Origin of the sequence: Ensifer sp. ZNC0028 (genome assembly GCF_000799055.1) — a bacterium.
Classification (GTDB): Bacteria; Pseudomonadota; Alphaproteobacteria; order Rhizobiales; family Rhizobiaceae; genus Ensifer.
On record NZ_JTLA01000060.1, the window covers coordinates 56,477 to 66,406 of the forward strand.

Annotated in this window: 11 protein-coding genes and 1 tRNA gene; 7 read left to right on the forward strand and 5 right to left on the reverse strand. The window is 63.6% G+C overall.

The features are described from left to right. Window positions 1-180 precede the first annotated feature (180 nt). Window positions 181-585, forward strand: a complete 405-nt coding sequence (rnk, locus tag L981_RS14520; RefSeq protein ID WP_043617194.1) for a nucleoside diphosphate kinase regulator — start codon at window positions 181-183, stop codon at window positions 583-585. Window positions 586-681: 96 nt separating this feature from the next. Here rnk and L981_RS14525 read toward each other — a convergent pair whose 3' ends face one another. After that, the gene (locus tag L981_RS14525) at window positions 682-1,137 is read right to left on the reverse strand and encodes a DoxX family protein (protein ID WP_043617196.1); all 456 of its coding nucleotides are present in this window, start codon (window positions 1,135-1,137) and stop codon (window positions 682-684) included. A 215-nt stretch (window positions 1,138-1,352) separates the two neighbouring features. On the opposite strand from L981_RS14525, the gene L981_RS14530 reads away from it, so the two are divergent. Together L981_RS14530 and L981_RS14535 are read left to right on the forward strand one after the other, a co-directional pair. Continuing rightward, on the forward strand, window positions 1,353-1,634 hold the full coding sequence (locus L981_RS14530; RefSeq protein WP_029742402.1) for a SelT/SelW/SelH family protein: 282 nt from the start codon (window positions 1,353-1,355) through the stop codon (window positions 1,632-1,634). Window positions 1,635-1,717: 83 nt separating this feature from the next. Further along, window positions 1,718-2,062 (forward strand): YqaA family protein, encoded by a 345-nt coding sequence (locus L981_RS14535; protein WP_043617238.1) that lies wholly within the window; start codon window positions 1,718-1,720, stop codon window positions 2,060-2,062. A gap of 14 nt (window positions 2,063-2,076) precedes the next feature. Here L981_RS14535 and L981_RS14540 read toward each other — a convergent pair whose 3' ends face one another. Continuing rightward, window positions 2,077-2,703 carry a ribonuclease D gene (locus L981_RS14540; RefSeq protein WP_043617199.1) on the reverse strand — a complete coding sequence of 209 codons (627 nt, stop codon included), beginning with the start codon at window positions 2,701-2,703 and terminating at the stop codon, window positions 2,077-2,079. A gap of 107 nt (window positions 2,704-2,810) precedes the next feature. Between L981_RS14540 and L981_RS14545 the strand changes: the two genes are divergently transcribed. The 3 genes from L981_RS14545 (at window position 2,811) to L981_RS14555 (ending at window position 6,524) form a co-directional block, all read left to right on the forward strand. Next, window positions 2,811-3,122 (forward strand): hypothetical protein, encoded by a 312-nt coding sequence (locus L981_RS14545; protein WP_043617202.1) that lies wholly within the window; start codon window positions 2,811-2,813, stop codon window positions 3,120-3,122. 213 nt (window positions 3,123-3,335) lie between these two features. Further along, window positions 3,336-4,364 carry a hydroxyacid dehydrogenase gene (locus tag L981_RS14550; RefSeq protein WP_043617204.1) on the forward strand — a complete coding sequence of 343 codons (1,029 nt, stop codon included), beginning with the start codon at window positions 3,336-3,338 and terminating at the stop codon, window positions 4,362-4,364. A gap of 153 nt (window positions 4,365-4,517) precedes the next feature. Further along, window positions 4,518-6,524, forward strand: a complete 2,007-nt coding sequence (locus L981_RS14555) for an adenylate/guanylate cyclase domain-containing protein (protein WP_082006023.1) — start codon at window positions 4,518-4,520, stop codon at window positions 6,522-6,524. A 3-nt stretch (window positions 6,525-6,527) separates the two neighbouring features. On the opposite strand, the gene L981_RS14560 is transcribed toward L981_RS14555, so the two are convergent. The 3 genes from L981_RS14560 to L981_RS14570 form a co-directional block, all read right to left on the reverse strand. Next, the gene (locus L981_RS14560; RefSeq protein WP_043617207.1) at window positions 6,528-7,481 is read right to left on the reverse strand and encodes an adenylate/guanylate cyclase domain-containing protein; all 954 of its coding nucleotides are present in this window, start codon (window positions 7,479-7,481) and stop codon (window positions 6,528-6,530) included. Window positions 7,482-7,761: 280 nt separating this feature from the next. Beyond that, a tRNA-Leu gene (locus tag L981_RS14565) sits at window positions 7,762-7,848 on the reverse strand. A 77-nt stretch (window positions 7,849-7,925) separates the two neighbouring features. Beyond that, on the reverse strand, window positions 7,926-9,353 hold the full coding sequence (locus L981_RS14570) for a phosphomannomutase (RefSeq protein WP_043617244.1): 1,428 nt from the start codon (window positions 9,351-9,353) through the stop codon (window positions 7,926-7,928). Between the two features lie 224 nt (window positions 9,354-9,577). Here L981_RS14570 and L981_RS14575 point away from each other — a divergent pair. Further along, on the forward strand, window positions 9,578-9,930 hold a 353-nt coding region (locus L981_RS14575; RefSeq protein ID WP_043617247.1), incomplete at its 3' end, for a hypothetical protein.

The window sequence follows — 9,930 nt, forward strand, 5'->3', positions numbered from 1 at the left end:
CCGGGTGTGCCCGATCGCAGGAACCTGACCCCAGCCCGGACGCTTGCGCTCTCCGGGTCAGGGGAGCCTTTCGCGTCGGCAGAAGAAATTTCCGAGCGCGGCTGAACGAGCGCCAATCTCCAGAAAACCTATTCGATTGCGCCCTGTCGTGCGCTTCGATTGAACGTGTCAGGTCCCATCATGGCGGCAACCCGCAAGAAACTTCCCCCGATCATCATCAATGCCGAAGACCACAAGCGGCTGACGGCGCTCGCCTCCTCCGCGCTCGAACGCGTGCCTGATGTGGCCGAGGCGCTGCTCTCCGAACTCGACCGCGCCCGCGTCGGCGCGCCCGGCGCGCTGCCCGCCGATAGCGTGCAGATGGGCTCCACCGTCGCCTTCGAGGCCGACAACGGCTTTGCCAAGCAGGTGACGCTCGTCTATCCCGGCGAGGCCGATATCGAGGCCGGCCGCATCTCCGTGCTGACGCCTGTCGGCGCGGCGCTGATCGGGCTCTCCGTCGGCCAGTCGATCGACTGGCAGGACCGGTCGGGCAAGGTACACCGGATGACCATTCGCAGCGTCACGGCCAAGGAAAGCGCCTGAGCGATCAGCGACGGCAGAAACCTCGCTGGCAGCCCGACGAAAACGGGGAGGCCGGTTTTCACCGCCTCCCCGTTTGTCCGACCATCGTTCGTTCGATCAGAACTGCTTGCCGAGCTTGGCGTCGACAGACTGGCTGTTGGCGCCGCGGATGGCGAAGAAGAACAGGATCGCTGCCCAGAGGATCGACTTCTCCGCGCCGAAGAGCCCCTCACCCTGGACGATGCCGTGGAAGTAGACGGTGACGAGCAGAACGATCATGCCGGCAAAGGCGGCCGGGCGCGTCAACAGACCGATCGCGATCAGAATGCCGCCGAAGAACTCGGTCGCGGCGAGAAGCGGCGACCAGAAGACGCCCGGATAGAACCCGAGGCCCTCGACCATGCCGATCGCGCCGAAGGGATTGGTGATCTTGCCAAAACCGTGAACCGCGAGCAGAGCGCCGGCGAGCACACGCAACAGCGTCTCGGCGGATGTGTTGAGCGGCAGATAGAACTTTTCCAGCGCCGGCAGGATGGCGCGCGGGCGGGAACTGGAAACGGTGACGTCGGTCATTAAGAGGCCTCTCCGGCGGTTGGGTGCGACAATTTGTGCAATGCCGCATTGTCTCGCCGCGACGCCCGCGCAAAGCAAGCTATCCGCCGATAAAAACATGACTAAATTGGTTGACAATCATGTGAGCACAGCGTGAGCACGAACTCCCGGAACGCAGTTGTTTCCAACTGAGGCGACCGCTATGGTCGCCGCCCGAAGCACATCCGAGACACCCGATGGACCAGAAGCCGCGCATCACCATCCTCTACTGCACCCAGTGCAACTGGCTGCTGCGCGCCGGCTGGATGGCGCAGGAACTGCTGCAGACATTCGGGCAGTCGCTCGGCGAAGTGGCGCTCATTCCCGGCACCGGCGGCAATTTCGAGATCCGTGTCGATGACGCGCTCATCTGGGAGCGCAAGCGGGACGGCGGCTTTCCCGGCCCCAAGGAACTGAAGCAGCGCATCCGCGACATCATCGAGCCGGAGCGCGATCTCGGCCATACGGACAGGAGCTGATCCTGGATTTCGGAATTCTTGCCGGCGTCTTTTCCGCCGCTTTCCTGTCGGCGACGCTGCTTTTCGGCATGTCGGAAGCTGCGATCGTCGCCGCCGCTCTGCACGGCGAAACGAGCCGCCCTGCCCTCTTCATCGCCGCGACGTCAGGCAACGTGCTCGGCGCCGTCGTCAATTTTGCGCTCGGGCGTTTCCTGATCCGCTTCGAGGGACGCCGCTGGTTTCCGGTTTCGCCGGCCAATCGGCAAAAGGCAGAGGCGCTCTTTGCCCGCTACGGCCAGCCGGTGCTGCTTCTTTCCTGGCTGCCGGTCATCGGCGACCCGCTAACGCTGGTCGCCGGATTGCTGCGCATGAAGCTGCCGCTGTTCCTGCTGTTCGTCACCATCGGCAAGGCGGCGCGCTATGCGGTCGTCCTCTACCTGACGCCGTAGCCGCCCAACGCAGCTCAGCTGTGAGCGAAGATATCCGTCTCGTCCCAGCCGAGCAGGTCGAGCTTGGAGCGCGTCGGCAGGAACGCGAAGCAGGCATCGGCATGCTCCATGCGACCATCGCGGATGAGGCGCGCCGTCAGCTTGTCGCGCAGCGCATGCAGGTGCAGCACGTCGGAGGCGGCATATTCGAGCTGCGCCTGAGACAGGGTCTCTGCTGCCCAGTCGGACGATTGCTGCTGCTTGGAAATGTCGACGTCGAGCATTTCCTTGAGGTTGTCCTTAAGGCCGTGGCGATCTGTGTAGGTGCGGGCCAGCCGCGAGGCGATCTTGGTGCAGAAGACCGGCGTCGTCGTCACCCCGAAGGTATGGAAGAGGACGGCAATGTCGAAGCGGCCGAAGTGGAAGATCTTCTGGCGGGCCGGATCGGCAAGCATGGAGACGAGGTTCGGCGCCTCCTTCTGGCCGGCGGCGATGCGGATCACGTCAGCCGTTCCGTCGCCCGATGACAGCTGCACCACGCAAAGACGATCACGACGGGGGATGAGGCCGAGCGTTTCCGTGTCGATCGCGATCGCGCCTCGATAGCGGTCGGCGTCGGCTGCGGAGATATCGCCTTCATGGAACCGTATTGCATTCGCCATCGAAAATCCCCAGATCAAACGCAGTGACGTGGCCTATAGCGCAAGTTTGGCGTCGGCGATACCGTTGTCACGTTCCGCCCGCCGGCTGCCTTTTGAAAGTCCTGACGATGACGTCTTTTCAATCCGCCCTCGCTCTTTCCACGCTCGCGCTGGCGATCGGGCTGACGGCCGTGCCGGCGCCGGCACAGACCTATCGGGACCTGCCGGGCGTGCGACAGATGGACCCGTTGAACGGCGATGGCGACCAAACCGTCTGCGAGCAGACCTTTGTCGACCGCAACTATCCGTTCGAATCGTCAGCCCGCGGCGGCCCTGTCTACGACACGATCTACAATTGCCGCCGCGGCGACGGGCCGGTGTTCCAGGGCAGCGACCTGCCGCCGTCGCTCTATCGGCAGAAGCGTGGCCTCGGTTACTAAGCAAAAACACGGCAAGCAATCCTCGTCCGAAGGCAAAGCATCAGGACCAGCCGTCCGTTTGTTAAGCGGCGCATCGGTTCGTAACTTCACGACCAGCGCCTGGGGCATCCTCCATCTGCAGCGCCGCGCAAAGGTCACGGTAGCGCTTTGAAGTGCTGCATGTTCTTATCCTTCGATCGATATGATCAAAGGAAACAGGCAGTGGGAGGAACCATGCCCGACAACCGGCCGCTTGCCATCAGTGCACCCGCACCGCGCACGCTCGATCTCATCTTCACACCGGATGCCCTCAAGGACCTGCATCGCCGCTACCGCATTGTCGAAGCGGACCCGGAGGATATCGCAAGCCTTGACGACGAGGTACTCGGCAACGCCCGCTACATCATCGGCCAGCCCCCGCTCGACCACGCCACCCTGCAGCGCATGGGCCAGCTGAAAGCGATCCTCAACGTCGAAAGCAACCTGATCAACAACATGCCCTATGAGGTGCTGTTCGAGCGTGGCATCCATGTGGTGACGACCGGCCAGGTCTTCGCCGAGCCGGTGGCGGAACTCGGCCTCGCCATGGCGCTCAACATCGCCCGCGGCGTCGTCGACGCCGACCTTGCTTTCCGCGAGGGGCGCGAACTTTGGGGCGGCGACGGCAACAGCTCGGCACGCCTTCTCTCCGGCGCCGAGATCGGCATCATCGGCTTCGGCGATCTCGGCAAGGCCTTGAACCGTTTACTCTCCGGTTTCCGGGCGAAGATCCGCGTCTTCGACCCCTGGATGCCGGCTTCGATCCTGCGGGACAACGGCGTCGAACCGGCACCGCTCGACACCGTGCTTGGCGAGAGCGACTTCGTCTTCGTCGTTGCCTCCGTGACCAGCGAGAACGAAGGCTTCCTTGGCGAGAAGGCGTTTGCTCGCATGCGTCCGGGTGCTGCCTTCATTCTGCTCAGTCGTGCCGGCGTCGTCGATTTCGATGCGCTGATCGCAGCCGTCGCGCGCGGCCATATCGTGGCGGCGAGCGACGTCTTTCCGCAGGAGCCCCTGCCGCTCGACCATCCCGTTCGCCGCCTGCCGGGCTTCCTGCGTTCGGCCCATCGCGCCGGCGCGCTCGACAGCGCCTTCAAGAAGATGGGCGACATGGTGCTCGAGGACATGGACCTGATGGATCGCGGCCTGCCGCCGATGCGCTGCAAGCGCGCCGAACGCGAAACCGTCGCGCGCATGCGCTCGAAGCCCGTAACGGTGAACTGAGGCATCGATTTTTCGCTGCTGATCTCGGTGGGATCGTGCATCCCGCCGATTAACGTGTTTTATGGGATTCGCATTTAACTTTTCTTGCACATGCGACCCACCTTGCACGTTAAGGTCGTCGCCGAGGCATCGTTACGGATTCAGAGAAACGCAATGGTAGATACGGCGCCCGGCGCTCGACAAGGCAAGACACGCGACGGCTGGAACAGCTCGCTGCGATCGCTGTTCAGCCTCGTCATGGTCGCCATGCTGATCGTCGTTTCCGCGACGCTTGTCGGGCTCGACTACCATCGCTCGCGCAACGCCGCGATCGCCGACGCCGAAGCCAACATGCGCGGCTTCATGAGTCGGCTGGTCGATCGGCTGGGTGTGCTGTCGGGCGATACCTCAGCCCTCGTCAGCCTCGTCTCCTCGGTCGCCAACTCCTTCCTTGTGCCGCCGCCAGAACGCATGGCCGACAAGGTGGCGGTGCTGCGCGAAGGCATCAGCCGGTCGCCGCATATCGATGGGGTCTATGTCGGTTATCCCAACGGCGCCTTCTTCCACATGGTGGACCTCAAGCAGGTTGCATGGCGCATGGCACTCGAGGCGCCGCGGGGTGCCGCCATCGCGGTGCGCTCGATCGAAGTCGATGAAAGCGGCAAGCCGCTGCAGCGCGTCCTCTTCCTCGACAAGGACGGCATGCAATTCTCCGACCGGATCGTGCCTCCTTCGGGCTTCGACCCGCGCACCCGGCCCTGGTATCGCGCCGCCGTCAACGGCAAGGCCGCGGTCTCGACCGGCCCTTACGAAAGTGCCACGACCGAAACGCTGGGCATGACGATCTCCCAAGCGCATCGCGGAAATCCTCAGATCGTCATCGGCGCCGACGTCGTCCTCGACACGATTACCGATTTCCTCGCCCGCGAGCGGCTGACGACCGGTTCGGTCTCCTTCATCCTCGATGCCGTCGGCCGGCCGATCATCCACTCCGACAGGGTGATGATGCGGCGTATCATGGCGGCCAAGGACAAGGACGCTCCGATCGTGCAGGCCGACAGCGATCCGCTGATCCAGAGCATCCGTCAGCATCCGCCAGCGCCGGGCAAGGCCGATTTCGTGCAGGTTGGGGACCGCACCTATCTGGTCATGGTGACACCGCTCGAATCCGCGCTGCTTCTCTCCGGCAACCGGGCCGTGGTGGCCGCCCCGCTCGACGAACTGATGGCGGACGCCAACAAGACGCTCGTTCAGGGGCTGGCGATTTCCGGGGCCGTGGTAGCCTTGGCGGTGCTCGCCTCTCTGGTGCTGGCGCATCTGATCACCAAGGGGCTCAACCAGCTGACCGCCAGCGCCAACCGGCTGCAGGACCTCGACTTCACCACCCCGATCGACGTTTCCTCGCATGTCAGCGAAATCTCGACGCTCGGCGGCGCCATGAACCGAGCCCGCGACGCGATCTTCACCTTTGCGCTCTATGTGCCGAAGGAGCTGGTGCGCAAGGGCATCGAATCCGGACACTTCAGCGGCCGCGCCGCCTGGCGCCAGGAAGTCACCGCACTCTTCACCGACATCTACGATTTCACCACGCTCAGCGAACGGCATTCGCCCGAGGAGGTGGTGGCGATGCTGTCGGAATATTTCGACATCTTCAGCGAGACGGTCGGCGAGCACGACGGCACGATCATCCAGTTCCTCGGCGATTCGGTCTTTGCCATGTGGAACGCGCCTGCACCGGACGATAAACACGCGGAGAATGCCTGTCGGTGCGCGCTCGCGGTCCAGCAGCGCCTCAGCATCTTCAACGAAGCACAGCGCAAGAAGGGACTGCCGGAGTTCCGCACGCGCTTCGGCATCCACACCGGCACCGCCGTCGTCGGCAATGTCGGCGCCAAGGAGCGGCTGCAATATACCGCCATGGGCGACACGGTGAACGTCGCCTCGCGCCTCGAGGGCATGAACAAGAACTACGGCACGACGATCATGGCGAGCGGCGCGGTCGTCGCCCATACGGGTGGCTCGATCCACTTCCGACCGCTTGGCACAGCGCAAGCCAAGGGCCGCGCCTCCGCCCTGGAGATCTACGAAGTGCTGGGCGCCGAGCCGAAAGAGCCGGAAGCCCTCGATGACGAGCCGACGACGCGCGACAGCTCGCCGGCCGGTTCGGAAAGCCGCGGATAGGCGTCAGGAGCCGAGCCTGCGGCCTTGCCGCGTGACCCAGCGGATGCCGCCGACCACGGCGAAGGCGAGTAGCGGCCAGACGGCCCAGAAGACGCCGCGCCACGTCAAGAGATTGATGCTCAGAAGCACCAAACCCGAGAGCACCAGCATGCCGATGCTGCGGTCCACCCACGGGTTGGCCTTGATCCAGGCAAGGCCGGCCAGGATGGCAAGACCAAGAAGCGGCCAGACGGACCAAAAGGTTCCGTTCCAGGTCAAAAGGTTGAGAGCGACCAATCCCGCAGCAACGATGCAGAGGACCGGGAGCGATCCGCTCCTGATCGCCGCAATCACGCCCACGGGTTTCGGCTCAGGGCGCGGTTGGGCCGCTTCCGGAGCGGCGGCTTCAACGCGACGGCCGAAGGTTTCGGCGGCAAAGGCCGGACGGGGATCGTCCGTGCCGATCCGCACGGCATAGCTCGGCACACCGCCATCGATGTTCTTGACCTCAAGAGGTCCCAGAAAATCGAAACCGACAGCGACCTTGTTGCGCACCTGGTCGTACACGGTGTTGGAGATGACGATGCCGCCAGCCGGCGCGGACGCCTGCAGCCTGGCTGCCACATTGACGCCGTCGCCATAGAGATCGTCGCCCTCGGCAATCACATCGCCGAGATTGATGCCGATGCGAAACAGCATCTGCTCGTCGGCCGCACATTTCTCGTTGCAGCCGGCAAGTTCGTTCTGCACATCGATCGCGGTGCGCAGCGCTTCGACGACGCTCGGAAACTCGGCGATCAGCCCATCGCCCCAGGTGTTGACGACACGGCCCTCATGCGCCTCGATCAGCCGTCCCATGGCATCGCGGTGGCGCTTCAACGTGGCGAGCGTACCTTCCTCGTCGGCGCGCATCAGCCGCGTGTAGTCCTGGACGTCCGCGGAGAATATGGTCGTCAGCTTGCGACGTGTCTCAGACATCGCTTCGTCCTCCTCAAAGCCGCCGCCCCGGCGGACGATAACATGGGCGCCGCCCTCGCTCGGAAAGCCTGCCCTTTCATCGCCGATAGAATATCAATGCTGCCGACCCAAGCTTCAAGGCGCGCCGCGCGAAAATATCCCGAGCATGCAACCATTCTGGTCGAAAAGTGCGGACTGGAAGGCAGGAAATCGTCGCGGAATCCGGCCAGAGGCCAGAAACGAAAAAACCCCGGAGAACCGGGGTTTTTCAAAACCAAATCAAAGATTTGGTTTGGGAATTTGGTGCCCAGAAGAGGACTCGAACCTCCACACCCTTTCGAGTACCAGCACCTGAAGCTGGCGCGTCTACCAATTCCGCCATCTGGGCGACGAGCGGGTGTGTAAAAGGCTCGAGTCGAAGTGTCAACAGGCTTTTTGAAGTTTTCGTGTCGAAGGACAAAAAACTCAGTTCGAGGCGGTTTTTGCCCAATGCCGGATTGTGGATAGACCGCTCGAAAGCAGCCGCTCGGCCGCCTCTACCGTATCCGCCTCGACATAACAGCGCATCTCTGGCGCATTTCCGGAGGGGCGGAAGTGAATGATCCGACCGTCGTCGAGCGTCACCCGCAGCCCGTCGATGTCGCTGACGCCCGCCGGCTTGCCGATCGGCGCCAGAAATGCGGCGAGGTTTTCGTCACCGCCGCGCAAATAGGCCATCAGCCGGGCGCTGGTTTCGACCGGAAAGTTTTCGAGCCGGTCGCTGAGCGCCACGGGAAGGTGATAGGATGCGGCCATCGCCGACAGCGAGAGCTTGGCCTCTGCCGCCGCGGCCAGTGCAGCGACGATCGGCAGGACACAGTCGCGGGTGGGTAGCGGCTGGAGGGTTGCGCCGTTGACGACGAACGGGCTGGCCGTCAGCGTGCCGCCATTGGCCTCGAAGCCGGCGACCTTGGTCGAACCTTCGTCCAGCGCCTGCTGCATTCCAGCGATCACGAAGGGCGACCCGACACGGGTGCGCAGCACAGAGAGCCCTTCCCTGCGCTCCAGGCCGGAATTCGACGTGACCGGCGTAACGGCCCGCGTCGCACCGAGGAAGCCGCAGGCAATCAACCCGAGGAGATCGCCGCGCAACGGCGCGCCGTTCTCGTCCGCAACCAGCGGTCGGTCGCCGTCACCGTCCGCCGATACGATCGCGTCGAGCCGGTGTTCACGTGCCCACTCCTGAAGCCGTTCGATCGTTTCAGCAGACACAGCTTCGGTGTCGACCGGGATAAAGTGTTCCGAGCGTCCAAGGGCGACGACCTCGGCGCCAAAGAAGGCGATCAGCTCGGCGAGAAGGTCCCGGGCGACGGTGCTGTGCTGGTAGACGCCGACCTTGAGGCCGACAAGCGCTCCGGCGGGCAACAACTGCCGGTTCCGCTCCATGAAAAGCGTGGCTGCGCGGGACTCATGATCCTCACCGATCCCCTGATCCGCGACGGGTGCGACCTGCCCGGCGATTTCATCGGCAATCCGGCTGATGGCGACTTCATCTTCCTTGTCGATCTCGCCGTCCGGCCGATAAAACTTGATGCCGTTGCGATCGGCCGGGATATGGGAGCCGGTGATCATCAGGCCGGCCGCTCCGCATTCGCGGCCGTAGAGCGCAAGCGCCGGCGTCGGCACCGTGCCGCAATCAAAGACGCGTAGCCCTTCGCGCGCAAGCGCCGAGGCGCAGACCGCGGCGATCTCCAGGCTCGAATCGCGAAAATCTCGGGCGATCGCGATGGGATCACCCGGCTGGCTGCGTCCGGACGTCAGTAGATAGCGCGCAAACGCGGTCGCGTAGCGAGCCGAAGGCTCACCCTTCAGTTCCTCTGAGAGGCCACGCAGGCCGCTGGTACCAAACTTCAACTGCATCGCATTCTCCGTTGCCCAGCTCCCGAGAAGACAGGGCAAATATTACAGTGACGCGCGGCACGGACCGGCGCATTCTGGACAAGACGATGCACGGACGGAAATCCGGTGGCTCTCCGCTACGCGCTCCTTGCCCGTTGCCATGAATAAACCAAGAAAAGAAAACGTAATACAGACAGGGACACAACCGGAAGGCAGTGCTTTCCGAAAGCGAGGACAAAATGACGGGATTTCGCAATTTCGTTATCGGCTGCAGCTTGGCCGCCGCCTCCCTGATCACCCCCGTCGGACCTGTGCAGGCGATGCCGCTTCAGGCGCCCGACCTTCAGATCAAGGCACAAGGCGACGTCCAGAATGTGCAGTATTATCACCGCCGTTACGGCGGGTATGGCGGATACGGCTGGCGCGGCGGTTGGGGAGGCCCCTACTACAGACGCGGATGGGGTAGCCCTTATTATGGCGGCTCCGGCCTGACCTTGTATTTCGGCTCCGGCGGCTACTACGGTGGCGGTTACTATGGCGGAGGTTACTATCCCCGCTACGGCTACTATCCCCGTTACGGCTACTATCGCGA